Below are 24580 nucleotides of genomic sequence, written 5' to 3' on the forward strand. Positions count from 1 at the left end.
TTACCCCTCCTACTTTTTCAACAATTTCTTCAATCTGTTGTATATCCGACAAATCGATAGAACTATTGGTGTTGCTTGTATTTATTATGGCTTACAATTTATTTAGAAAGCAAACGATTCTTCTATAGAAATGAGGAAAGTACAATGAAAAATCCTACGAATATGATGTGTGATTTAGAAACAGGCGTATGTGGAGTAGCTGACAATGAAGAAATGGAGGTCATCGATTTTAATCAACCCGAAAAATTGATTCACCTTTATTATGTAACAGACCCTATTTGCTCTCACTGTTGGGCAATTGAACCTGTTTTCCGTCGTTTTCTAGCGCAGTACGGTGATTACTTTAACTTCCATACCGTGATGGGTGGCTTACTAGAAAAATGGCATGATGGACCTATCGACCCTGCAAACGGCATTTATAAACCAGCCGATGTTGCAGGTCATTGGAGAGAAGTTGGTGAACATTCAAGAATGCCGATTGATGGTCGTTTAATGATTGATAATCCTGTGCAATCCTCTTACTCACCTTCTCGTGTATTTAAGGTCATCCAAAAAAATCAGCATGATGCTCTTGCCACTGATTTTTTGCGTCGTGCACGAGAAGCACTTTTCGTCTTTAATCGAAATATTTCAGATACCTCTGTGCTGATTGATATTGTCAATAGCCTTGGTCTTGATGGGCAAGCCATTGTCAATGAAGCTGAACAGCCGAGTGGACAACAATTATTAAATGAAGATTTTGCTCTAGCTGCAAACTTAGGTGCTAGAGGTTTCCCTACTGTTCTCATGATTAATGAGGAAAATAAAGGTGTGAAAATTGTTGGTGGTCGCCCGTTTGAATACTATGTTGAAGGATTGAAAAAAGTGTTAAACGTAGAAGAGCTACAGCCAAAACCGTTACCATCTCTTTCTAGCCTGCTCGAAAAAGAAAAATTATTATTTTCTAAAGAAATCGAAGTCATGTATGCTATCGAGCAATCAGATGTTGCCTCTTTCATTGCCAAGGAGCTAGCACCCGAACAGTATCAAACACAGGAAATTTTAGGAGAATTTTATTTTACAACGACTAAATAAGCAGAGGAGCACTTACAATGGCATATATACTACAAGTAGATTTTCAAATGAATGGTCCATTCGGAGATGAAATGGCTGAGGCATTTACGGAGCTAGCTAAAAGCATCAATGAGGAAGAAGGCTTTATTTATAAAATTTGGACAGAAAGCCCCGAAACAAGTGAAGCTGGTGGCATCTACCTGTTTGAAACAAAGGAAACAGCACAAAACTATTTAACGATGCACACGAAAAGATTAGCTGGTTTTGGTATTACAGACATCAATGCTAAAATCTTTGCCATTAATACGAAATTGACCGAAATCACGAACGGGCCCCTCAGTAAATAATAACAGCGGGTGAGGCATCCTCTCACCCGCTTCATGTTGTTGCAAAAAGATGCTGACAATAGCAGAAAAAGTACGTTGAGCAAAGCGAGTGTTGATTTCCGTTCCGCCAGCGTGCTTTCCAGGGGGCGTCCGATGAGCCGCTTCACTCATAAGGAAGGAACAAAGGCTAAGAGCGTCACGTCCTGTGACAACGCCTTTATGACTAACATCGTGTTAGCCTCAGGGTCTCATCTGTGACGCGCATCCCCTAGGAGTCACGCTGGCTCCACTCCAATCAACCATTCTGCAAAAGCGTTCTATAGTTGGCAATAGTGAGTGACGTCACTTCTTCTTACTGCTACGTTGAAAGAAGAATAGAGAAGGTTCCTCCTATTTGAATGGTGAAGAAACCATTCTTTATGACAATCATAAAAGCATGAATAGTTACTACTTTTATTGTCACTAGTAACATAATAGCTACAAAAATCACACTTTCTGTTGCTTGAAAAAGAGGCAGTCCATAGCAAAAAGGCATCTTTCAATCATTTATCTACGAATCCTTTCTCCCTTTTCACAAAAATGTCATGGACCATTTTGTTTTTCAACACTATGCAGCGGGTGAGGAATCTCTCACCCGCTTTAACTACTTGTCTAACATAATACTTTTGCAATTATAGCTCTGCCAAAATCAATCTATTTAAAACCTCTTCCAATAAACGCCATGCTTCCTCACTATTTTTTACTGTGACATCTGGCTCAAACCCATAATTAAGGTACATATTAATCGCTTGATAGCTAGTCGTTTGGGATGTCAAATAGCCTTTTGTATGTTTTTCAGCTAAAATATTCATCGCTGCACTGAGCAATGGTTTGGATAATTTTCTTCCTTGATACGCAGGGATTACTCCTACCCAATGAATCCTACCTGCTATTTCACCATCTCCTCGTAAATCCCCATACCATGCTGTCGTTGTGGCAATTGGTAGTCCCTCTTCGTTTTCAATAAATAAACAGCGCTCTGTCATTTCATCGATATGTGAGCCGAACTCTTTCTGAAAACAGGCCAATGCCGCTTCTTCTGATGTAAATTCATCCACAGCCGTTTCAATTCTTGCCCAATGACGTTCATCGCCTTTTTCAAACCTTCTTATTGTAAATTCTTCAGGTAATGAAAACTGTGGAATATTAAGTAAATCTTTGCGTACCATTGCTACTGAAATTCTTTTCATCATATCGTCTCCTTTTCATTTAAAATATATTTTGCTCTATACATCTTTTCCGTTATCTATTTTCTAACATATCATTGATTCACTTTACTAGATAAATATATTTAAACTAGATTATAGCAATAAAGAGGATTTTTCAATCTCCCTAAACATTTTATATTATTCAGCTACTTAAATCGTAATTATTACTATTTATATTGACAACCCTATAGAAAATATTCTATCATAAAGCGTAATTATTACTATTTAAGAGGTGGATATGAATGAAAAAGATTCCTGTGACTGTGCTTAGTGGTTATTTAGGCGCTGGGAAAACAACATTATTAAATTATATTTTAGCTAACCGTGAAGGTCGCAAGCTGGCTGTTATTGTCAATGATATGAGTGAAATTAATGTGGATGCGCAGCTAATTGAGGATGGTGGATTTTCTCGTACAGAGGAGAGCTTTGTGGAATTAACAAATGGCTGTATTTGCTGTACGTTACGTGAGGACTTATTAATAGAAGTAGATCGATTGCTACAAAACCAAGAGCTAGATGGCATCATCATTGAATCAACAGGAATTTCAGAGCCTTTACCTGTAGCTCAAACCTTAACATTAGCGGATGATTCACTCCATATTACATTAAATGACAGATGCTATGTCGATACCATGATTACAGTGGTAGATGCCGCTCGCTTTATGGAGGATTACGAAAGTGGAGAAACATTAGTAGAAAGAGCTCAAACGGATGATGAGATGGATCAACGAGATGTCTCAGATTTACTGATTGACCAAATTGAATTTGCCAATATCCTCATTATTTCAAAAACAGATTTAGTAACACCCGAGTATATGGGTGCATTAAACGAGCTATTAACGAGGCTCAATCCAGATGCCGAAATCATCATCGCTACAAATGGACAAATACCATTGAATCAGATTGTAAACCGTCAGCTATTTGATTTTGAAAAAGCCAGTATGAGTGCTGGTTGGATTAAGGAATTAAATAATGAGCATATTCCTGAGACAGAGGAATACGGTATCTCCTCCTTTGTCTACCGCCGTCAACGTCCCTTCCATCCCGAGCGCTGGCATCATTGGTTAACACATTTCCCTAGTGAAATTGTACGCTCCAAAGGCTTTTTCTGGCTTGCTGGTCGTACACTAGCTGGCTTACTCTCTCAAGCAGGCGCATCCATGCAGTTTCAAGCTGCTGGACAGTGGTTAGTCGATTTGCCAAAGTCTATACAAGTATCTGCTTTTGAGCAGGATCCTGATTTAAAGCTGCGCTGGCATAAGCAATTCGGTGATAAGCAAAATGAAATTGTCTTTATTGGTATTAATTTAGATAGTTCTGCTATTACACAACAGCTAGATGCCTGTTTGCTAACGGAAGCGGAAATGTTGCAAGATTGGCATCAATTTGTCGACCCACTCCCTCCTTTTATTGCGAAATAGTGAAAGAGACAAAAGGGTTCGTAAGCAATCGACAGATGTTTATTGTGCAACATAACATCAGTAACAAAAATTATATAGATAAATTAAAAAGAGCTCCTATCTTTATCGACAGGAGCCCTTTCCATTATTTTTTGGAAAAGACACTTCATTTCAACGAATTACTTGCAGGATACAGATAGCTTGGGCGGTTCCAGAAACGTTGTTGAGCCATTGCCTGAATAAAATCTTCAGCAAAATTTACGCTAGAATCATTAATGATGCCATCATCAGACGTTAAATGTAATGGCTTTAGCACAGCTTCTCCATTTTGGAATGTACCGATTGGCTTAAAATGATTATAGATAGCAGTCGTATATTTTTGAGCTTCATACGTAAAATAAGGTGTTATATTGCCACTTCCTACAATCAAAACGCCATCATAAGTCAAGGCAGAGCCCGTTAAAAAGCTATCTGTCACTTCATATTTTACGTCTTCCGTACCCGTAACTGTACCTAATTTGTCATGTACAATGACAATTTGCAATTTTGCCGTTGATAATGTTGCTAATAATTGCTTCACACTTGGACCATCAAACCCCTCTGATAAGAAAACACCTACACGTAATGTATCAGCTACAAAAATGGTGTTAGTCAGACTGAGTGCAGGAGAGGATTTTGTCACAGTAGATTCCTGTACATCGGGAACAGTCGTGCCCAGTTCCTTTGAGACATTTTCTGCTAAATCACGGCTAATATGAGCGAGTACATCGACCATTTCCTGCCGTACAAAAGGTCGGCATTTACCAAGCTCAAAGCAAAACGCTCCTATAATCTGTTGCTTTTCCACATCGCTCATACTATTCCAAAACATTCTAGCCTGAGAATAATGGTCTTTAAAGGAAGCTGCTGTTTTTCTCACCTTACGCCCCTCTACTGTTGACGGATAGGTTACGAAACCACCTTGAGTACCTGGCACAGGATATGGTGTATTATTCGCCAGCCCATTACGATGATAAGAAACTTTCCCTCGATCAATAATCATTCTTGATGCACCATCACGTTGATTGTTGGCAAATGGGCAAACTGGTCTGTTGATAGGGAGTTGCTGATGGTTCGGACCAAGTCGAGCCTGCTGCGTATCTGTATAGGAAAATAATCGCCCTTGTAACAGTGGATCATTGGAGAAATCCATACCTCTTACAATATTACCTGGATGGAATGCACTTTGCTCCGTTTCAGCAAAGACATTATCAACATTGCGATTAACGGTCAATTTGCCTATTTTTCGTAGTGGTACATCTTCTTCAGGCCATAATTTTGTAGGGTCTAATATATCAAAATCAAAGGAAAATTCATCTTCTTCCTTAATAATTTGAATAGCTAGCTCATACTCAGGGTAATGACCGTTATGAATATTTGTCCATAAATCTCTACGATGATAGTCTGCATCAGAGCCAAGTTGCCTCGCTTCATCCCACAGTAATGTGTGCACACCTAACGTAGGCTTTAGATGAAATTTAACAAAGTGTGCTTTGCCATCCTTATTGATTAAACGGTACGTATGAACACCAAAGCCTTCCATTGTTCTGAAGCTTTTAGGAATCGCTCTACCCGTCATAATCCATAATGCCATATGTGCTGACTCTCTATTATTAGCCATAAAATCCCAAAAAGTATCATGTGCTGTTTGTCCTTGAGGAAATTCATTATCAGGCTCTGGTTTAACGGCATGGATTAAATCGGGAAACTTAATGGCATCTTGAATAAAAAATACGGGCATATTAATGGCTACTAAATCAAAATTTCCATCATCCGTATAAAATTTTACTGAAAACCCTCGCACATCACGATTCGTTTCATTACAGCCTCTCGATCCAACAACTTGTGAAAAACGTACAAAAAAGGGTGTCTTTTTATTAGGGTCCTGTAAAAAATCAGCCATTGTGATATCTGTTAAAGATTCATATAGCTGAAATTCTCCATATGCTCCATATCCTCTTGCATGTACAACACGTTCGGGAATACGTTCACGGTCAAAATGTGCTAATTTCTCACGCGCCAAAAAATCTTCAATAAGTGTTGGGCCACGGTCACCAGCGGTTAAACTATTTTCATCATCTGAAATCGTAATTCCTTCATTGGATGTCATCTTTTGCCCTTCTGACTCATGAATAAACGGTTCTAATTGATCATGCTTTTTATTGGAGGAATTCATATGCTCAGTCAATTTATTCACCTCATAGTATATGATTAATGATTCTTTGAAGAGTATGTGTTGAGATGCAAGGTTGTATACATCGCTCCTATGTATATATTGTCAGAAAGAAAACTATATTTCACCAACTTTTGTGTTAGTTCGGGATACTGTAGATGATACAGAATTTGGAGTACTCACATTGGCAATCGTGCTGTTTTCTAAGTTTAGAGGCGTCCAATCATTTGTTTTAAATTTCCATGCTATTTATATAAATGCACTATCCATTTGATTAAATGGTTTACTATCAATTAGTAAAGTACTCACTGGGGAAGCTTACTGTTATTATCTATTTTGGACTCTGAAGATGACATAATAGTAGCTCCATTGACATCTTTTAAAATGAAAGAAAGGATACTTAATTCTAATTTAAAGGGGATATCATACTAAAGACTTAAAAACAAGTCTTTAGTACGATATCCCCTCTCAATATTTCCTGTACTCCTGCTGTAAAATTAAGCGTATACAACTGTAAAACCATTACCTATGACAAACTTATCTGAAAAAAGTCGCAAAACCTATACATGCACTGTCATTAAACCCAAAAGCTCCACCCTTTTACCCTCTAGGTGGGAACTCGCCATCTAAACAGATAATATAATTCATCACCAAAAAGGGCTGCATATTATTATGTGGCTGACTTCCACCTGTCAAACCTAAAGCTTGCAGGTTCATTGGAACATTTACATTAGTATCATACAACGGTGGCTTTACAGGTGGTCTCCCAACTCCTGCACCCTCTGCCCAAAGACGCTCAGTCGGATTTCCTGATGTTCCAACGCCTTGTATAGCCATTGGTGCATGGGTATGTACAGGTATTTGGGTCGTCATAAGTGTCACAGATGACGCACCAACCACTTGACCAACCTGCCGCGCTGTTAATCCCACTCCTTGTCCTTGATTCATTGGGGCTGCCCCTATTAAATTCGGCAACGCAAACGTTGTCTTCCCATCACCACCATATTGGACACCTAATATCGAATAGAGAGCTGTATTTTGTTGAATACTCATCAATTGACCGTTACATAAAGCCCATCCCTTTGGCGCAAAGTTCCCTGCAAAAACTCTTATTTCACCGATATATGCATCTGCCATTTGTAACACATCCTTTTACTTAATTTCTTGATGGAAAGATACCCTGCGTCGCAATACAAAAACGTACAGCTAAATAAGGTTGCATATTATTATGAGCTTGTCCACTCCCAGCAGTAGATAATGCCGCTTGATTCATCGCTACAGTTGCACCAGCTGCATATAAGTTATCCTGCCCAGCCCATACATTTCCTTGAGGAGAAGGTGCACTTGCAGGGTTGGACGAGCCATTAATTTGATGCGTATGTTGAGGCATTTCATTTGTTGTTAATGTATGTGTCTCTTCACCTGCCTTTGTTCCTAATGGTAATGAAGAGCTAACATGAATTGGTACACGTCCTCGTAAATCTGGTAAAGCAAATGTAGTTATACCATCCCCTCCATAAACCGTCCCTAACAACGAGTATAACGCTTGATTCTGTCGAATAGGAAGTAATTGCCCTTCACAAGATAGCCAACCTCTTGGCACATAGCTTATCGGAAATATGCGAACTTCACCTAAAAATGGTTCTGCCATTTGAATCCTCCTTTATTCTTACATTTTTTATGGTTGGGAAGGAAATACCCCATATAACGAAATAATGAAAGAAACAGTTACGGATGGCATCATATTGTCATGTGGCTGATTACCCCCCACACTTGAGCTAGCATTTGCATTCATGACAACTGGCGTTAACGGATTGCCAGCACCATCTTTATCATTTGAATAGTTAGAATATCCACTTGTTGTTGCCCACAGCATATTATTTGGCGATGGCGTATCTCCACTCGCAGTAGTTGCTTGAACAACATGTGTATGCTTTGGCATTTGATTCGCCGTTAACGTAACTGTCTCTGTACCGCCTACAACACCTAATGAATATTGCGGACTAACATGAATTGGTACACGTCCCTGTAAATCTGGTAACTTGAACGTAGTTTGACCATCTCCTCCGTATGTTGTTCCTATTAAAGCAAAAAGTGCTTCATGTTCTGTAATATTAAGTAATCCACCATTACATAAAGCCCAACCTTGAGGAGCATAGTTTCCTGCAAACATACGGATTTCCCCTAAATACGACTCACTCATTAATTCTCACCTCCTTTCATTTCAACTAAAAATTTACTTTCTTCACTTAAATGGCTCAAACTTCATGGTAATATAAGGGGCCTGTTCTCCTGTAATGTAAAATCCACACCGTTCATATAGCTTCTGAGCTGGATTTCCTTGCACTACATGAAGCGTCACCGACAATTTTTGCTTCGCTGCATTTCTTTGCAATTGCTTTAATACCTTTGTTCCATAACCTTTTCCTCTAAAATCAGGTAATAATGAAATATCAATTAAATGAATATTCCCACTTTTTATTTCAGTCATCACCCTTCCAATTGGCAGTTCTCCATGATAAATCATTTCATGTTTTGCCTGTGGAAAATGCTGTTGATATGATCTCTTTTGTGCTTCGTATTGCATATGTAACAGCGCATGAAGCTGTTGTTCATCTAATGCCAATATTGAAAATTCATGTTTTCGCGTAGCAACATATAACTCAAAAAGAAACGCTTCATCTGTGGATACAACATCTCTAGTCTGCACTATCATACATCCCCATTTCATTTATAAAGTGAAACTACCCCTTGATGCTTTACAGACAACCCATATACCGTTATAGGTAGTTGCCCATTTTTCACATTGTCACCATTTCCTTTTGTTGCATTGCCATAAATAAACGTACTATCTGCTGTCGTTGCTATATCAATTGCACAGATTACACAGATATCTTGTGAAATTTCGACGCAGGCACTATGTACAGAAGCCACTTGTGACCGTTACCTCCACAGTGCCTGTAGCGATTTCTCCCTCACTACACAGCTGTCCGCTTATTGTCATCGTGATATGCAAGGAGACATTTTTTATATCAATAAGATGACAATAGCGAAAATAAAGAGCGGTTGTTTTATTTCGTTGTATGTAGGAATGCTCTTCTTTCTGTAATTTTTTTGTTACGTGGCATCATTGTATAAAGCAAAGGTTAAAATTGAGTTAAAAAATAAAAAGTTTTTGGAAAAGAATTGATTTTTTTAGCATTTTACAAAATCACTGTTGAAGGTTAGAAAGGAGAGCAATTCGCTACATGTTTCTCTTTTAAAGATTGAAATGCTTATTTTGCATGTATCCCCTCATTTATAAAAGAAGTGGAAGGCTTCTGTTCATTCAAGCTAAACTAAAAAAGCCGATTTACACCAAATCTTTTAGTGTAAATCGACTATACTAAATAGATAATTGCAAATAGGGGTGGGATTTTTCTCTTCTCAATATCTTCCCCCTCACTTCATCTCCGCTAACAATTTCTCCATCACCTGCACCACGCGCTTCTTGCCATCATTCAAACTATCTTGTGCACCGATACAAGATGGACAGCCCGCTTCACAAGGACAATTTGCGACATGCTGCTGTGTTTTAGCTAATAAATCCTCCCATAAATCATAAACCTTCTCACTTAAACCAATACCACCAGGATATTTATCGTAGACAAAAAAGGTTGGTAACTCATTATGTGTTGCCTTGACCTGTGGGACAACTGCTACATCACTACTATCACATTGAATAAATAGTGGGATAAACGCATTCATCGCATATGCCGCTCCTGTTATAGCATCGGTTAACTCCGCCTCTGACCATTCAATTGGTGCATCAAATGATAACCATGATGAATTCGTATGCATTTCATCTGGTGGCAAATGAATAGGACCTGAGCCAATATTATCGTGTGTACCAAAGCGGATTTTTTTAAAAATCGTCGCCTGTGCTACCAAACCGACATCACCGAAGCTAATATGACCACCACCATATGTGCGACTTCTGTCTTCCTCTAATACCTTCATCTCGACCGCTAAATTAGCGTCTGTATAATAATCAACATCCACCTCGCGTACATAGGCTTTCTTTTCCTCCCAATCCAGTTCCTCCACCTGAAACTGTGTGCCTTGATGCAAATAAATCGCCTCTTCATGCAATAAGGTCATAGCACTATGGCGATCCATTTCTCCAATCACCTTTGTTTGCGCTGGCACGGTCTGATCAATAATCACCACATTTTCCTGTGAGGCAGAGCGTAGGCTAATATCATGTGCAGGGAAGCGGTCGCTCATCCAATGCCATTTATCGCTTGTTTTAAACACCACTCCCTCCTCTGCTAAATAGTCGAGTAACTCTTGAATATCATATTCTCCATATGTATCGCTCGTTGAAAAAGGTAATTCGAATGCGGCACATTTTAAATGATCCATTAAAATCAGCATATTTTCAGGATAAATACGTGCTTCTTCAGGTGTACTGCCTAATAAAAACAATGGATGATTGACCACATATTGGTCGAGTGCTGTTGATTGGGCCACATAAATAATTAAGGCTTCACTTTGACGACGCCCCGCACGTCCTGCCTGTTGCCAAGCACTAGCAATATTGCCAGGGTAACCTGTCATAATACAAGCTTGCAATTGCCCTATATCCACACCCAACTCTAATGCATTGGTGCTCACAACGGTTTGAATCGTGCCATCTCGTAGCCCTTTTTCAATGACACGTCGCTCTGATGGCAAATACCCTCCTCGATAGCCTCGCACTGATTCATCAAGTAATTTATTGCGTGTTAATTCCTTTAAATACGTTACAATCATTTCTACACGTACACGACTTTTAGCAAAAATAATTGTTTGAATGCCTGCCATATAGAGACGCTTGGCTAAATCGCTGACCTCTAATGTGGCACTACGGCGGACACCAAATGTTCGATGAATAATGGGTGGATTGTAAAAAAGAAAGGTTTTTTTCCCAACAGGTGCACCCGATTTAGCAATTAATATGTGCTCTTCATTTGTTAATGTTTCTGCAAGTTCTTTCGGATTTTTAATCGTTGCAGAAGTACAAATAAACACAGGATTACTGCCATAGAATGCACAAATACGCTTTAATCGACGTAAGACATGTGCAACATGTGAGCCAAATACCCCTTTATAGGTGTGTAGCTCATCTATTACGATATAGTGTAAATTTTCAAAGAGCGATACCCATTTGGTATGGTGAGGTAGGATGCCTGAGTGCAGCATATCAGGGTTGGTCATCACAATATGTCCTGCCTTACGCACCTTTTGACGGATGCTTGGCGCTGTATCTCCATCATATGTGTAGCTTAAAATGGCTTCACCACTTTGTTCAATTAGGTCATTCAAATCATTTTTTTGATCCTGTGCTAACGCCTTTGTTGGAAATAAATAAATAGCTCTTGCCTGTTTATCCTCCATTATTTTTTGTAGTACAGGTAAATGATAGCAATAGGATTTACCTGATGCTGTAGGGGTAACAGCCGTAAATGATTGCCCAGCTGTGGCTAAATCAAAGGCCTCACGCTGATGTGTGTATAGCTGTTCAATCCCTCTTGCCTGCAATGCTCTAACTAAGGACGGATGTAAGTTGTCTGGAAAAGGTGCATAGGTGGCAGCTTGTCCCTCTAGCGTTTGCCAATGTAAAATACGCTCTTTCATCTCTTCATCATAGCGCCATTCTTCCAGTAGCTCGCTAATCGTTCGTTTTTTCGATAACATGCCCCTCACTCTCCTTTACTAAACGCTCAAAGCTTTTTAATGTATAGGAAACAGAATGAATGGCATCTAAAAAGCGTTTCTTACTCGTTTCCTTATAAAACGATTGCACAACAAATTGCTCCATCGACTCTACGACGGTTGCAATTTGTTGTGGATGCATATATTTTGGTTGATTCCTTGTAATCCATTGATTGGCTTCTTGTTGCCAATTTGTAAGTAACTGATGTATTTGGTCTGCATGTGGTTTCACTTCTGCGAAAAAATCAGGCGTGCGCTCCTCTTCACGCATTTGCCAAAAGCGAGCAACACAGTGATCACATTCATCGATTAATTGGGAAGTTTGCTGTATTACAAGCATGGTCATACCTCATCTCTTAAGTATTCAATTCATTGTGAGATAAGTGTACCAAAGTTATACCGTTTGTACTACCATTAAACGAACAAGCATTCTTTACTTGCCAGCTTTTTTCTGCTAAGCTTACTTTTTGGCTGATACATTGGAGCTGTACAAAAAACTGCATACTTTGCGCATTGCTTTCCAATGACATTCTCGTGAAAAGTAATTGATCCACTAGCTCTAACTGTGCAATTAAATGTTGTAACCTGTTCAATACAACGCCTCCTTTTTAACTGTCACTACCTAATTTCCGCACACGTAGAAAATCCCCTGCCTGTGTGACAAAATAAGCGCAAGTTAGCTGAAAGAAGAACAAATTCGCTAAACTGTTTGCCCCACCAAAAATCGGCTATACTGAAAACAGCCTTATTATCCACTCATGTACTCGCTGATTTTGACGATTTTCAGTCGATGAAGTCATGTACAAATTCGACGTCATTCTGCCAAAAGTTATAGGAGCAAGAGATGAAGCGATGCGTAAGATTGTGTATAATAACAGAAGATAGAAGGTGAAAACAATGACCATTCGTTATCCAAATGGCAAACCTTATTCTCCTAAACCAAGCGAGCCTAAAACGACACAGCAAAGAAAAAATAAAAATCTTTCTTTCAGTAATCGTGGAAAAACCTTAGAGGATGAAATTGATGAAGCGAATGATTATTATCTCAAAAAAAATTTGGCAATCATTCACAAGAAACCTGTTCCTGTACAAATCGTCAAAGTAGAGTATCCATCACGAAGCGCTGCGGTTATTCGGGAAGCCTATTTCCGCACACCTTCTACAACTGACTTTAATGGCATATGGAATGGGTATTATATTGACTTTGATGCGAAAGAAACCGCGTCAAAATCAAGTTTTCCGTTAAAAAATATCCATGAACACCAAATGACCCATATGCAGCAAGTGACGGAACAAAATGGTGTGGCCTTCATTATCGTTCGTTTCTCTAGTCTCGAGCGATACTTTCTTTTGCCATACGATATTTTACAAAAAGCCTGGCTGGCAATGAAGCACGGTGAGCGTAAATCGATTCCTTTTTCAACTTTTGAAGAAGAAGCCTTTGAAATACAAGCAGGCTATTACCCTCGTATCGATTACTTACCAGTTGTACAACAGCTCATTACAACCAAACGCCATGGCTGTGCAAATAAGGAGATGAAAGAATGACTGAACGTCGTCGAACACGCAGTGAGCACCAACAAGCTCGTGCACAAACAACTAAACCGAAAAAACCGAAATCTTCATTGAAAATATGGTTTAAACGCATTTTTCTAACACTATTAACAATTGGGATTGTCGGATTTCTCGGTGGTGTAGGATTGTTTGCTTATTATGCAAGCTCTGCACCCGAACTAGACGAAAATTTACTAAAAGACCCCGTTTCTTCGGAGTTTTATGATAAAAATGGCGAGCTTTTTGCTACAATCGGTGCCGAAAATCGTAAGTATATCAAATATGATGAAATTCCCGAAGATATGCGTAATGCGATTTTGGCAACGGAAGATGTACGCTTCTTCAAGCATCACGGAATTGATTTTTATCGTTTGGGTGGTGCGGTATTAGCTAACTTCCGTAGTGGTTTTGGCTCAGAAGGTGCATCAACATTAACACAGCAAGTGGTCAAAAACTCATTTTTACAAAATGAAAAAAAATTAAAGCGTAAAGCACAAGAGGCTTGGCTCGCTTTCCAATTAGAGCGCAAATATTCAAAAGAAGAAATTTTTGAAATGTACTTCAATAAAATGCTAATGTCAGGGCGCATTTATGGCTTTGGTACAGCAGCTCAATATTTTTATGGGAAAGAATTAAAGGATTTAACATTAGATGAAGAGGCATTATTAGCTGGCTTAGTACAACGACCAAATGCCTATAACCCTCTTAAAAATCCAGAGCTTGCAGAGTGGCGTCGCAATACTGTATTAAATTTAATGTATCAACATGGGAAAATTACGAAAGCTGAAAGAGACGAAGCGAAAAGTGTGGATGTGCAAGTAGGCTTAGCCGATGACACTACACGTCAATCATTCGCAGGCTCTAAGTATGATGCCTTCCTCGATATTGTCATTAATGAATTAGAGAACAATGATGATGGCAGTGCAATGGCAGAGGGGATTAAAGTATATACAACGCTTGATCCAAAAGCACAGCAAACGGTTGAAAACGTCATGAATGATGATAGCAATTTCCCAACAGATAAAATTCAATCTGGGGTTGCTGTTATTGATACAAAAACAGGAGAAATTCAAGCAGTTGGTGGTGGACGTCATTATGGAGCTGAACGTGGCTTTAATTATGCGGACGATTTAACTATTAATCATCCAGGTTCTACGATGAAGCCGTTAATCGACTACGGTCCAGCCATTGAGTATTTAAAATGGTCTACAGGCCAAACACTCGTTGATGAGCCGATAAAATATACAGGAACAAATCAAACGATTACCAACTGGGATGGCAAGTATATGGGCACAATGACTGCACGTAAAGCACTCTACGCTTCTCGTAACGTCCCTGCTGTGCAAACATTGAAAGAGGTAGGACCAGCGAAAGCACAAGAATTTATTAGCCGCTTAGGCATCAAAGCGAAAAACGTTTATGAAGCAGATGCTATTGGTGGTGGTGATATTACGATGTCGCCAATTCAAATGGCCGCAGCCTACGCCGCATTTGGTAGTGATGGTGTTTATCATGCACCACATGCGATTACGAAAATTTTATATCGTGATGGGAAAACAACGAAAAATTATACACCTGAGCCTATTGTAGCCATGAGCGATTCTACAGCGTATATGGTGACAGATATGCTACGTGATGTAGTTAGCACGAAGCCTGATGCATCTGGAACAGCAGCAAGTGTAGCTGGCTTAGATATCGCAGGGAAAACAGGTACGACAAACTACTCTTCAGATGAATTTACTAAATATAATTTACCAAGCACAAGTGTACCAGACTCATGGTTTGCGGGTTATACAACAAATTATTCAATTGCTATTTGGAGTGGTTATGAAAAACGTTCTGACCCGATTACAACGTGGGATGAACGTCGTTTACCACAACGTTTATTTAAAGATATTATGAGTGATATTTCTGCTAATGTAGAAACAGAGCGCTTTAAAAAACCAAGTACTGTTGTGGAAGCAACGATTGAAATAGGCTCCAAACCTTTAAAATTAGCAAGTGATTTCACACCAGCTGAATTACGTCAAACAGAATTATTTGTTCGTGGGACAGAGCCGACTGAAGTGTCTGAGACATTTGCAGCACCAGAATTAACAACACCATACAATGTATCAGCAAATTTCAATGTATTTGATCAAACATTGGATGTATCGTGGGAACATGATGCAACACTAAATCCTGAAACAAATGAACCGTTACCAACTACATTTGAAATATCCGCCACATTGGATGGTGGCGAAACGATGCTACTTGGTACATCCGATAGTAAATCGTTTAATATCCGAAGCGCATTAGTAGATGGCACGTATACCATTTCAGTTGTTGCAATTACAGATGGCACGAGAAGTGAGGCTGGAACAACATCATTGGAAATTACAAGTAACAGTGAAGAAACTTTAGAGCCGATTACACCAACTGAGCCTGATACTCAGCAACCAACTGAGCCTGATCAAGGAAATCAGCCTAACAATGGCAATACAAATAATAATAATAATACAGGTGGTAATGGTGGTGGAAATTCAAACAATCAAAATGGCAATCAACCACCGACCACACCACCCCAGCCAATTAATCCAACACCACCTGCTAATGAAGACTCCATGGATTCTGAGTCATAAAAAAGGCGACTTACACCAAAATGATTGGTGTAAGTCGCCTTTTCATTTTTCAACGATCCGCTTGCAGACGTAAACGGGCACTGCGTTTTTTCGTTTCCTTAAACAATTCATCTAATTGGCGATAACAAGCATATTGACTTGGCTTCGCTTGAATAAATGCCAGTCGTTCTGCTCCATTAATCGGCAGTAGCTCTTCACCAACCTCTATCAGTAAACGCTGAAATACGATTAATGCCTCTTGCATAAATACTGCCGCTTCCCCGCTTCTTGCTGTATGTGCCGCATGAATTTTCGCCTCTAGTATGAGCCATTCGTTAAACCATGCCTCTACATGCTCTTTTGCTAAAGCCTCTACATTCATGTCTCTTTCACCAATCCCTTTTTCAAACGCTTCTGTCCTTCACGGCAATCGTTGAATAGTGGGCAAGCAGGACAACCCGGATTTTGTGCCTTGCAATGATAACGACCAAAAAAGATTAGCTGATGATGGGCTTTCGACCATTGCTCCATTGGTGTTTTTTTCATAATCGTTTCTTCTACTTCTAGCACAGAATCTTTCCAACGGCATAGCCCAAGACGTTTCGCTATACGCTCTACGTGTGTGTCTACCGCTAAAGCAGGAATATCAAAGGCAACAGATAATACCACATTGGCTGTTTTTCTACCTACCCCTGGTAATGTCACCAATTCCTCTCGATTCGCTGGAATTTCTCCATGATACACATCTAATAACCGTTGACAAAGTGCCTGAATATTTTTCGCCTTATTACGATATAAACCGATGGAGCGAATATCTTGCTGCAATTCTTCCAATGGTACAGCTAAGTAATCTTCAGGTGTTTTATATTTTTGAAACAATGTTTTCGTTACTTTATTGACTAGTACATCGGTACATTGCGCAGATAATAATGTCGCAATTGTTAGTTCAAATGGATTGGCATGCACAAGCTCACAGTGTGCATCAGGAAACATATGGTCCATCTCTGCTAAGCAATGTGCCCATTGTTTTTTAGTTAACATCCTACTCCCCCTACTCTCTTTCTTCAAGCCAATTATAAAATGGTACTTTATTGCTTGACGTTTCTTGTGGTGTCACTTGTTTATTGAGTGTTTGTTTTTCTCGGAATTGCGCACTTTGCCTTTGTGCATTTTGAGGTGTCGTAATATTTTTCTTTTTCCATTCTAATAAAACTCGATCAATATAACGAATGCTCAACTTGCCTGCAAATACCGCTTCTTTCAAAGCCTCTTTAATCAGTGCTGGGCTATGCTTGTCTTCATCCAACCAATAGCTAATTTTTTCAAGTTCTAAAGGAGATAAAAGACGCCCCATTTCTTCCTCAAATAAACGAAAAACGGCTCCCTCTTCTTGGCGTAAAGCCTCTATTGTATGCTGCTGATCCTTTAAATCAAGCAATTGGATAATGCGCTCCCATAGCGGATAAAGAGAATATTTCTCATACAATGTACCATGCTCATCCACATTGCGTATAATTTCGAGGAAGCCCTTTTGCATTAGACGTTGCAAACTAGAGGCAATCGTATATTCTGTCATGAGTAGACGACTCTGCAAATCATCTGGTGTCGGAAAATCATTGCCTTCCGTGTGATACGCTAATAAATGCATGATAATGAGTGCTTCATCATCCTCAATTTTTAACTCCTTATAAAACTGAAAAAAGAGCTGTGGAATCATCGTCATTCCTTGCTCAGTCCATTTACGGAGTCCTTGATTGGCTGTTTTCATTTGTTCGACTCCTTTTCTATCATAAATAAAAAGCATGATAAGAGCCTGCCAAGAAAGTGTTGGCTTTCATGACAGGCCCTTTTATTTGTCCATTCCGTGATGTATTACGGATACAGACGGTTTAATAAACGTGGGAATGGAATTGTCTCACGAATATGCTCTGTACCTGAAATCCATGCTACTGTACGCTCTAAGCCTAAACCAAATCCTGAATGTGGAACAGAGCCCTGTTTACGAAGCTCTAAATACCAAGCATACGCATCTAATGATAGGTTATGCTCTTCTAGACGTGCTTTCAATAACTCGTAGTCATGAATACGCTCAGAACCACCGATAATTTCTCCATAGCCTTCTGGTGCAATTAAATCTGCACATAATACAACATCATCACGCTCTGGGTGTGGCTGCATATAGAATGGTTTAATACCTACTGGATAACATGTAATGAATACAGGTTTATCAAAGGAATTCGCAATCGCCGTTTCATGTGGTGCTCCAAAATCGTCACCCCATTCAATATCATCAAAGCCTTGCTCATGCAATAATTTAATTGCATCATCATATGAAATACGTGGGAATGGTGCTTTAATATTTTCTAGCGTTGACGTATCACGACCAAGACGCTCTAAATCTAATTTACAGTTCGCTAATACAGATTGCACGATATGCGCTACATATTGCTCTTGCACTTCAAGGTTTTCTTCAAATTCCACGAAAGCCATTTCAGGTTCAATCATCCAAAACTCAATTAAATGACGACGTGTTTTCGATTTTTCAGCACGGAATGTCGGACCGAAGGAGAACACTTTTCCTAAAGCCATCGCTGCTGCTTCCATATATAATTGACCCGATTGTGATAAATATGCATCTTCGTCAAAATATTTTGTATGGAAAAGCTCTGATGTTCCTTCAGGTGCAGAACCCGTTAAAATAGGTGGGTCCATTTTTGTAAAGCCATTTTGATTGAAAAACTCATATGTTGCACGAATAATTTCATTACGAATTTTCATTACAGCATGTTGTTTACGTGAACGCAACCATAAATGACGGTTATCCATTAAAAATTCAGGCCCGTGCTCTTTTGGTGTAATTGGGAAATCTGTCGCCGCATGTAACACTTCAATTCCTGTTACAACAAGCTCACAGCCAAAGCTTGAACGCTCGTCTGCTTTTACTTCCCCTGTAATGTACATCGATGTTTCTTGTGTTAAGCCTTTTGCTGTTGCAAAAACTTCTTCGCCTACTTCTTCTTTCACAACAACACCCTGTACAAAGCCAGAGCCATCACGTAATTGTAAGAAAGCAATTTTTCCGCTTGAACGCTTATTCGCTAACCAAGCACCAATTTTTACTGTTTCTCCGATATGCTTTGGCATATCTTGAATCATCACTTTTTTCATAATCAATAAATCCTCCAAAATCGTTGGTTCAAACATTAGTCTTGCCATTTAGATTTGACAAATGAATCCATACGGCGTACTGCTTCTTCTAACACGTCTAAAGATGTCGCATAAGATAAGCGTAACGTTGTTGGTGTCCCAAAGCCAGAGCCAGGAATAACAGCCACATTTGCCTCTGTTAATAAATCTTCTGCAAAGGCATCCACAGAATCATAACCAGTATGTGCCATTGCCTCTGCCACATCTGGTAGTAAATAAAATGCGCCTTGTGGCTTTAACACATGGAAGCCAGGAATCGCACATAATTGTGGATAAATTTTTTCTAGGCGTGACTCAAATGCTTGGCGCATTTCTTCTACCGCATCTTGAGGACCATTATAGGCTTCCACTGTTGCATATTGTGCTGTTGTCGTCGCATTGGATGTTGAATGTGAAGCAAGGTCTGTCATTGCATTAATAATAGCGACATCCCCTGCTGCATAACCAATACGCCAGCCTGTCATCGAATGCGACTTCGCTACACCATTCACAACAATTGTACGTGCTTTCACGCTATCTGACAGTTGTGCAATCGAATAATGCTCAATACCATTGTATACAAGCTTTTCATAAATTTCATCTGACACGATTAAAATATCTTTTTCTTCCGCTACAGCGGCTAGTTCAGCCAGCTCCTCACGAGAGTAAATCATACCAGATGGATTGCTTGGTGAGTTAATAATAACCGCTTTTGTTTTTTCTGTTACCGCTTCTCGCAATTGTGCGGCTGTAATTTTATAGTTTTGCTCACGTGTGCCTTCTACATACACAGGTACACCGCCAGCTAATTTTACTTGCTCAGGATAAGATACCCAGTATGGAATTGGGATGATGACTTCATCGCCCTCATTTAAAATCACTTGGAATAATGTGTAAAGGATATGCTTTGCCCCTACACCTACAATGATTTCATTTGCTTGATATGTTAGATGATTATCACGCTGTAATTTATCAATAATGGCTTTCTTTAATACAGGAAGCCCGCCAGCAGGTGTATATTTTGTGAACCCTTTTTCCATCGAGTCAATCGCTGCATTCAATATGTTTTGTGGTGTATTAAAGTCAGGTTCACCTGCACCTAGACCAACCACATCAATACCTTGCTCTTTTAATTCTTTTGCCTTTGCCGTAATGGCTAATGTTGAAGATGGTGTTAAAGTTTTTACACGGTTTGCTAATAATTTTTTCATACACGCTTCTGCTCCTCTTATAAATTCGTCATGCGCTTCCACCAGTCGCCATCTTCAAATAAAACATAGACATAGTTGAGCTTATCGTGGGCGTTGAGGTATGTAATTTCCCAAACAGCGCCTGGCTCCTCATAGCCTAATTTCATATGAAGCACTTTTTGCACATTGCCCTCTTGTTTAAAAACCGATAATGCTTGCTTTTCCGTAATACCATCTTTTAAAAACACTTCCTGTATTGAATCCTCTTCCAGATTCGTTGGGACAAAGACAGCTTTTTTATCACCATATTCGTCTACTCCGAATACAGTAACATACGAATGTTTACCATTATATGTGTAGGACTCCGTCACAATCGCCAACGTTTTCGCATCTAGCGCTAATTGTTCAGCCTGTTGTTCAATGGAACGGAACGGAGCCTCGGCTTTCCAAAGTACTAAAATACTAATAACAAGTGACAATGAAACGATAAAAACGGAAATGAAAATGAGCCAATTTTTCATCTGACCACCCTACAATATGGACAGTAATCTCTTTTCCTAGCTTTGTTCATTTTTGCCAACCTGCTTTCTTTCCTCATACTAGCATATTATACAACAAATTTACGTTGCCATGCTGTCTTAATTTCTTTGTTTTAAGACGCAAAATGAGTGATTAAAGTTCTAAAATAACATATCTTCCACGCCCATTATTTTTTGCCTGATAAAGACAGCCATCCGCCTGTTCAAATAATGCTCGATATTCATAATTACGTTGATCGTTAATACAGATGCCCATACTCACTTTCAACATATAGTGTGTTCCTTCTTGTGTAAATGCTAAAGTGAGCAAATACGCATGTAATTGATCAGCGAGTGATTTGATATAGTGTTTATCCTGATGACATAAGCAAACAATAAATTCATCTCCACCGTAGCGAATGATATGGACATCCTCTTCCTGTAGAAAATCTTGCAAACCCTTTGCAAAAATTTGCAATACCTGATCTCCTAATAAATGCCCATACTGATCGTTGAAGTTCTTAAATTTATCTAAATCAAGTACAGCTACAGCCACATATTGCTTGCTATCCTGCACTGTTTTTAACCATGCATCCATCTCCTGTTGAATAAAGTAACGATTCAATACACCTGTTAATGGATCATACAATGCTTTTTTCTCTAAATTTACCTTTTGCAAATTGAATTCCAAATTCATCACTTGCTGTAATAAGCTATTGGCATCCATTTGATCTGTCAACTCAATATAGGCACGCTGCACATCAAAAATCTCATCTCGCCAATTTAATTGATACAGAACATTCAATAACATACGCATCACTTTCTTTTGCGTGGTATCATCACCATAGGTTTGTGCCACTTGTATCGCTTTTTTATAGTAAGATACTGCTGCCTCTAATTTTTGTTGCTTTTCGTACAGCAACCCATAGCCAAATAATGCGATGCCTGCTTCTCGTTGATGGTGTTGAATAATGTCTGACTGTAATGTATCTTCTAACAATGCCTGTCCACTTGCATAATCTTCTTCTAATATATAGACATCTGCCAAATTATTATTAATTTGAATATGGTGCAATTTAGCGATTTGTGGTGATTGTTTATATAGCTCTTTATTATATTCTCTTGCTAGTAGACCTGCTTTACGTGCTTCTTCTAACGATCCATTCTCTACCTCTAAATAGCATAAATTGTTGTAGCAACGGACAAGCATCATGACATCATTTAACTCATAGGCATATTTAATGGATTGTGCCGTCATTTCGATTGTCTTTTCTTTAATACCAACTAAATCATAAATTAATGCCATAATTAAATAATAATGCATAAAATCTTTTGCTATACCGTATGTTCGACAATATTCGCCATATTCATGAATAATGCCCATAACATCTGCTATATCACCAAGTGCGTAATGAATTAATATATTATGATGGTATAAGTCCAATACATCTGTGTGGCTTTCCAGTTCATGTGCTACTAGTAATCCCTGCTTGGCAAGTCGTAATGCCTCTGTTAAACGCCCCTGTATTCTCATTTCTACAATTGTTTTCTGTAGCTCCGCCAATGTCTGTTCCAAATGTTTCACCACTTTTCATATATGTCCAAAAATAATTGATTTAGAAACACATTTTTTATTTATCGCTATCCAACACCATTCTTATATTTTCGACATTTTTTATATAGTAGCACATTTTTCGTTATTTTTGCCCCTATTCGTCTGTGTTTTTATTCATATATTACTATAGTGAATTATTTATAGAGGAAGTGATGATGTGAATACCAATGTCAATCCCTCAGAACCGGCTACTATCCCTAAGTTTGTAGACGAACTACCTAAGCCAGTCGTGGCAAAACCAAAATATAATCGCAGCTATCAACGCAACGAATATTATGAATTGCAAATGCTAGAGGCAGAGCATTGTTTCCATAAAGATTTTCCACCATCCACTATTTGGGGCTATAATGGTCTTTACCCTGGACCAACCATTGAAGCTACAAAGGATAAAACCATTTATGTTAAATATAAAAACCAATTGCCAAGCAAGCATTTTTTACCTGTTGATGTCACCTTGCATGCTGCCAATGATTCACAAGAGGTACGCACAGTTACGCATTTACATGGTGCCAAAGTTGATTGGGAAAGTGACGGTCATCCTGAAGCATGGTATACGAGAGATTATACCCATATAGGGCCAAAATTTAGTAGAGAGATACATGAATATACAAACCATCAGCCTGGAACAACAATGTGGTATCACGATCATGCAATGGCCTTAACTCGCTTAAATGTCTATGCGGGATTAGCAGGCTTTTATTTGCTGCGTGATACATTGGAAGAACGAGCGAATTTACCTTGTGGTGAATATGAATACCCACTGCTTATTCAAGATAAGTCATTCAATGAGGATGGCTCATTATTTTATCCAGCCGAACCACCATTCCCTGTTCCTGTATATCCTTCGATCACACCTGGGTTTGTTGGTAACACGATTGTTGTCAATGGTAAAGTTTGGCCTTATTTATGTGTCGAGCCTCGCAAATATCGCTTCCGCCTTCTGAACGGCTCCAATCGACGAGGCTATATCATTCGCCTATCTAATGATGCGCCAATGACTCAGCTTGGGACAGATGGTGGCTTGTTAACAGCGCCACAAAGTATCCTATCCGTGACATTATTACCAGCTGAGCGTACAGATATCATCATTGATTTTTCAATGTGGCAGGGACAAACGATTACTTTATGTAACGACGATACTGATTTCAGTGATGAGCATACAAAAGTCATTATGCAATTTAAAGTACAATTACCTTTGCAATGTGAGGATACGAGTGACATACCAGCACAACTTGCGATGTCAATGGATTTACACCCACACCATGCCCATATCGAACGTCAACTTTCGTTAACAGCCTCCACCGATACTTTTGGTAGACCAATGCTTTTATTAGACAATCGCATGTACCATGACCCCGCAACTGAAAAACCTGCCCTCGATAGTATCGAAATATGGAGCTTCATTAATACAACGCCCTTTATTCATCCAATTCATCTCCATTTAGTACAATTTAAAATTTTGGAGCGGCGTCCATTTGATGTGGAGCTTTATCAAAATGAAGGGACATTGGTTTATACAGGGCCACCAGAAGAGCCACATGACTATGAACGTGGTTGGAAGGATACTGTCAAAGCAGATGCAGAAAAAGTCACCAAAATTATTATGCATTGGAAAGATCATGTGGGGCATTATATGTGGCATTGTCATTTTTTAGAGCATGAAGACCATGATATGATGCGTCCTATCCTTGTTATTAAAGATGTTCATCCTATCCAACAGCCACACGCTAACATCGAGCAGGTCACAAAAGAGCACTCACATACAGCTACTGACCCTTCCGTAGACAATGTCAAAATTAACACAGCCACACAACCTAAAAGTGAGATTATCCAAAGAAATACAGTCAAAGCACCTCACTTTCCGGCCACAAAAAATAACCTAATGAATAGACAACCAAATAGAAGGTATCGAAAATAATCATAAAAGGCAGCAATGTTGTTAT

The 24580-nt window shown here is 39.1% G+C and carries 23 protein-coding genes; 6 read left to right on the forward strand and 17 right to left on the reverse strand.

Annotated features, from left to right (window positions below; translation table 11 throughout):
- Nucleotides 1–144: 144 nt before the first annotated feature.
- A complete protein-coding gene (locus tag OPF91_RS00560) occupies nucleotides 145–1074 on the forward strand; it encodes a DsbA family protein (RefSeq protein ID WP_264986720.1) in 930 nt (309 codons plus the stop codon).
- 17 nt (nucleotides 1075–1091) lie between these two features.
- On the forward strand, nucleotides 1092–1400 hold the full coding sequence (locus OPF91_RS00565) for a monooxygenase (protein WP_264986721.1): 309 nt from the start codon (nucleotides 1092–1094) through the stop codon (nucleotides 1398–1400).
- A 650-nt stretch (nucleotides 1401–2050) separates the two neighbouring features.
- Here OPF91_RS00565 and OPF91_RS00570 read toward each other — a convergent pair.
- Complete coding sequence (locus tag OPF91_RS00570) at nucleotides 2051–2608, reverse strand: GNAT family N-acetyltransferase (RefSeq protein ID WP_264986722.1); 558 nt, start codon at nucleotides 2606–2608, stop codon at nucleotides 2051–2053.
- Nucleotides 2609–2868: 260 nt separating this feature from the next.
- Here OPF91_RS00570 and OPF91_RS00575 point away from each other — a divergent pair, with 260 nt between their 5' ends.
- Nucleotides 2869–4047 (forward strand): GTP-binding protein, encoded by a 1179-nt coding sequence (locus OPF91_RS00575; RefSeq protein ID WP_264986723.1) that lies wholly within the window; start codon nucleotides 2869–2871, stop codon nucleotides 4045–4047.
- Nucleotides 4048–4192: 145 nt separating this feature from the next.
- Here OPF91_RS00575 and OPF91_RS00580 read toward each other — a convergent pair whose 3' ends face one another.
- From OPF91_RS00580 to OPF91_RS00620, 9 genes are all read right to left on the reverse strand, one after another.
- A complete protein-coding gene (locus OPF91_RS00580) occupies nucleotides 4193–6241 on the reverse strand; it encodes a catalase (protein WP_264987843.1) in 2049 nt (682 codons plus the stop codon).
- Between the two features lie 597 nt (nucleotides 6242–6838).
- The gene (locus OPF91_RS00585) at nucleotides 6839–7375 is read right to left on the reverse strand and encodes a phage tail protein (protein WP_264986724.1); all 537 of its coding nucleotides are present in this window, start codon (nucleotides 7373–7375) and stop codon (nucleotides 6839–6841) included.
- A gap of 19 nt (nucleotides 7376–7394) precedes the next feature.
- Nucleotides 7395–7889, reverse strand: a complete 495-nt coding sequence (locus tag OPF91_RS00590) for a phage tail protein (protein WP_264986725.1) — start codon at nucleotides 7887–7889, stop codon at nucleotides 7395–7397.
- 27 nt (nucleotides 7890–7916) lie between these two features.
- Nucleotides 7917–8441 carry a phage tail protein gene (locus tag OPF91_RS00595; RefSeq protein ID WP_264986726.1) on the reverse strand — a complete coding sequence of 175 codons (525 nt, stop codon included), beginning with the start codon at nucleotides 8439–8441 and terminating at the stop codon, nucleotides 7917–7919.
- Between the two features lie 42 nt (nucleotides 8442–8483).
- Nucleotides 8484–8954, reverse strand: a complete 471-nt coding sequence (locus OPF91_RS00600) for a GNAT family N-acetyltransferase (RefSeq protein ID WP_264986727.1) — start codon at nucleotides 8952–8954, stop codon at nucleotides 8484–8486.
- Nucleotides 8955–8965: 11 nt separating this feature from the next.
- Nucleotides 8966–9172: a hypothetical protein gene (locus tag OPF91_RS00605; protein ID WP_264986728.1), complete on the reverse strand. Its 207-nt coding sequence runs from the start codon at nucleotides 9170–9172 to the stop codon at nucleotides 8966–8968.
- 507 nt (nucleotides 9173–9679) lie between these two features.
- Complete coding sequence (locus tag OPF91_RS00610) at nucleotides 9680–11956, reverse strand: DEAD/DEAH box helicase (protein WP_264986729.1); 2277 nt, start codon at nucleotides 11954–11956, stop codon at nucleotides 9680–9682.
- Entirely contained in the window at nucleotides 11931–12314 is a 384-nt protein-coding gene (locus OPF91_RS00615; RefSeq protein WP_264986730.1) for a YppE family protein, read from the reverse strand. The genes OPF91_RS00610 and OPF91_RS00615 overlap by 26 nt, the downstream gene beginning before the upstream one ends.
- Before the next feature lie 16 nt (nucleotides 12315–12330).
- Nucleotides 12331–12567, reverse strand: a complete 237-nt coding sequence (locus OPF91_RS00620; RefSeq protein WP_264986731.1) for an endonuclease — start codon at nucleotides 12565–12567, stop codon at nucleotides 12331–12333.
- Between the two features lie 304 nt (nucleotides 12568–12871).
- On the opposite strand from OPF91_RS00620, the gene recU reads away from it, so the two are divergent.
- Both recU and OPF91_RS00630 read left to right on the forward strand, forming a co-directional pair.
- Nucleotides 12872–13522 carry a Holliday junction resolvase RecU gene (gene recU, locus OPF91_RS00625; RefSeq protein ID WP_264986732.1) on the forward strand — a complete coding sequence of 217 codons (651 nt, stop codon included), beginning with the start codon at nucleotides 12872–12874 and terminating at the stop codon, nucleotides 13520–13522.
- On the forward strand, nucleotides 13519–16149 hold the full coding sequence (locus OPF91_RS00630) for a transglycosylase domain-containing protein (RefSeq protein ID WP_264986733.1): 2631 nt from the start codon (nucleotides 13519–13521) through the stop codon (nucleotides 16147–16149). Before recU ends, OPF91_RS00630 begins: the two co-directional genes overlap by 4 nt.
- A gap of 49 nt (nucleotides 16150–16198) precedes the next feature.
- On the opposite strand, the gene OPF91_RS00635 is transcribed toward OPF91_RS00630, so the two are convergent.
- The 7 genes from OPF91_RS00635 to OPF91_RS00665 all read right to left on the reverse strand — a co-directional run bounded on the left by OPF91_RS00635 (nucleotide 16199) and on the right by OPF91_RS00665 (nucleotide 22607).
- On the reverse strand, nucleotides 16199–16510 hold the full coding sequence (locus OPF91_RS00635; protein ID WP_264986734.1) for a YpoC family protein: 312 nt from the start codon (nucleotides 16508–16510) through the stop codon (nucleotides 16199–16201).
- Nucleotides 16507–17169, reverse strand: a complete 663-nt coding sequence (gene nth, locus OPF91_RS00640) for an endonuclease III (RefSeq protein WP_264986735.1) — start codon at nucleotides 17167–17169, stop codon at nucleotides 16507–16509. Before nth ends, OPF91_RS00635 begins: the two co-directional genes overlap by 4 nt.
- A gap of 10 nt (nucleotides 17170–17179) precedes the next feature.
- A complete protein-coding gene (locus OPF91_RS00645) occupies nucleotides 17180–17896 on the reverse strand; it encodes a DnaD domain-containing protein (RefSeq protein WP_264986736.1) in 717 nt (238 codons plus the stop codon).
- A 104-nt stretch (nucleotides 17897–18000) separates the two neighbouring features.
- Nucleotides 18001–19296, reverse strand: coding sequence for an asparagine--tRNA ligase (gene asnS, locus OPF91_RS00650; protein WP_264986737.1), 1296 nt, complete (start codon nucleotides 19294–19296; stop codon nucleotides 18001–18003).
- Between the two features lie 35 nt (nucleotides 19297–19331).
- Nucleotides 19332–20525, reverse strand: a complete 1194-nt coding sequence (locus tag OPF91_RS00655) for a pyridoxal phosphate-dependent aminotransferase (RefSeq protein ID WP_264986738.1) — start codon at nucleotides 20523–20525, stop codon at nucleotides 19332–19334.
- Nucleotides 20526–20542: 17 nt separating this feature from the next.
- A complete protein-coding gene (locus tag OPF91_RS00660) occupies nucleotides 20543–21025 on the reverse strand; it encodes a cell wall elongation regulator TseB-like domain-containing protein (RefSeq protein ID WP_264986739.1) in 483 nt (160 codons plus the stop codon).
- 151 nt (nucleotides 21026–21176) lie between these two features.
- Nucleotides 21177–22607 carry a tetratricopeptide repeat-containing diguanylate cyclase gene (locus OPF91_RS00665; protein ID WP_264987844.1) on the reverse strand — a complete coding sequence of 477 codons (1431 nt, stop codon included), beginning with the start codon at nucleotides 22605–22607 and terminating at the stop codon, nucleotides 21177–21179.
- A 187-nt stretch (nucleotides 22608–22794) separates the two neighbouring features.
- On the opposite strand from OPF91_RS00665, the gene OPF91_RS00670 reads away from it, so the two are divergent.
- On the forward strand, nucleotides 22795–24555 hold the full coding sequence (locus OPF91_RS00670) for a multicopper oxidase family protein (protein ID WP_264986740.1): 1761 nt from the start codon (nucleotides 22795–22797) through the stop codon (nucleotides 24553–24555).
- Nucleotides 24556–24580 lie beyond the last annotated feature (25 nt).

The sequence above is a fragment of the Lysinibacillus piscis genome, assembly GCF_026012395.1.
Classification (GTDB): domain Bacteria; phylum Bacillota; class Bacilli; order Bacillales_A; family Planococcaceae; genus Lysinibacillus; species Lysinibacillus piscis.

What these genes read in the sequence shown, in the direction of transcription:
- OPF91_RS00635 (WP_264986734.1), bottom strand. Translation starts at nt 16,510, where the DNA reads ATGAATGTAGAGGCTTTAGCAAAAGAGCATGTAGAGGCATGGTTTAAC.
- OPF91_RS00590 (WP_264986725.1), bottom strand. Translation starts at nt 7,889, where the DNA reads ATGGCAGAACCATTTTTAGGTGAAGTTCGCATATTTCCGATAAGCTAT.
- OPF91_RS00565 (WP_264986721.1), top strand. Translation starts at nt 1,092, where the DNA reads ATGGCATATATACTACAAGTAGATTTTCAAATGAATGGTCCATTCGGA.
- OPF91_RS00600 (WP_264986727.1), bottom strand. Translation starts at nt 8,954, where the DNA reads ATGATAGTGCAGACTAGAGATGTTGTATCCACAGATGAAGCGTTTCTT.
- recU (WP_264986732.1), top strand. Translation starts at nt 12,872, where the DNA reads ATGACCATTCGTTATCCAAATGGCAAACCTTATTCTCCTAAACCAAGC.
- OPF91_RS00580 (WP_264987843.1), bottom strand. Translation starts at nt 6,241, where the DNA reads ATGAATTCCTCCAATAAAAAGCATGATCAATTAGAACCGTTTATTCAT.
- OPF91_RS00615 (WP_264986730.1), bottom strand. Translation starts at nt 12,314, where the DNA reads ATGCTTGTAATACAGCAAACTTCCCAATTAATCGATGAATGTGATCAC.
- OPF91_RS00660 (WP_264986739.1), bottom strand. Translation starts at nt 21,025, where the DNA reads ATGAAAAATTGGCTCATTTTCATTTCCGTTTTTATCGTTTCATTGTCA.
- OPF91_RS00585 (WP_264986724.1), bottom strand. Translation starts at nt 7,375, where the DNA reads ATGGCAGATGCATATATCGGTGAAATAAGAGTTTTTGCAGGGAACTTT.
- OPF91_RS00575 (WP_264986723.1), top strand. Translation starts at nt 2,869, where the DNA reads ATGAAAAAGATTCCTGTGACTGTGCTTAGTGGTTATTTAGGCGCTGGG.
- asnS (WP_264986737.1), bottom strand. Translation starts at nt 19,296, where the DNA reads ATGAAAAAAGTGATGATTCAAGATATGCCAAAGCATATCGGAGAAACA.
- OPF91_RS00610 (WP_264986729.1), bottom strand. Translation starts at nt 11,956, where the DNA reads ATGTTATCGAAAAAACGAACGATTAGCGAGCTACTGGAAGAATGGCGC.
- nth (WP_264986735.1), bottom strand. Translation starts at nt 17,169, where the DNA reads ATGTTAACTAAAAAACAATGGGCACATTGCTTAGCAGAGATGGACCAT.
- OPF91_RS00570 (WP_264986722.1), bottom strand. Translation starts at nt 2,608, where the DNA reads ATGAAAAGAATTTCAGTAGCAATGGTACGCAAAGATTTACTTAATATT.
- OPF91_RS00645 (WP_264986736.1), bottom strand. Translation starts at nt 17,896, where the DNA reads ATGAAAACAGCCAATCAAGGACTCCGTAAATGGACTGAGCAAGGAATG.
- OPF91_RS00595 (WP_264986726.1), bottom strand. Translation starts at nt 8,441, where the DNA reads ATGAGTGAGTCGTATTTAGGGGAAATCCGTATGTTTGCAGGAAACTAT.
- OPF91_RS00560 (WP_264986720.1), top strand. Translation starts at nt 145, where the DNA reads ATGAAAAATCCTACGAATATGATGTGTGATTTAGAAACAGGCGTATGT.
- OPF91_RS00655 (WP_264986738.1), bottom strand. Translation starts at nt 20,525, where the DNA reads ATGAAAAAATTATTAGCAAACCGTGTAAAAACTTTAACACCATCTTCA.
- OPF91_RS00630 (WP_264986733.1), top strand. Translation starts at nt 13,519, where the DNA reads ATGACTGAACGTCGTCGAACACGCAGTGAGCACCAACAAGCTCGTGCA.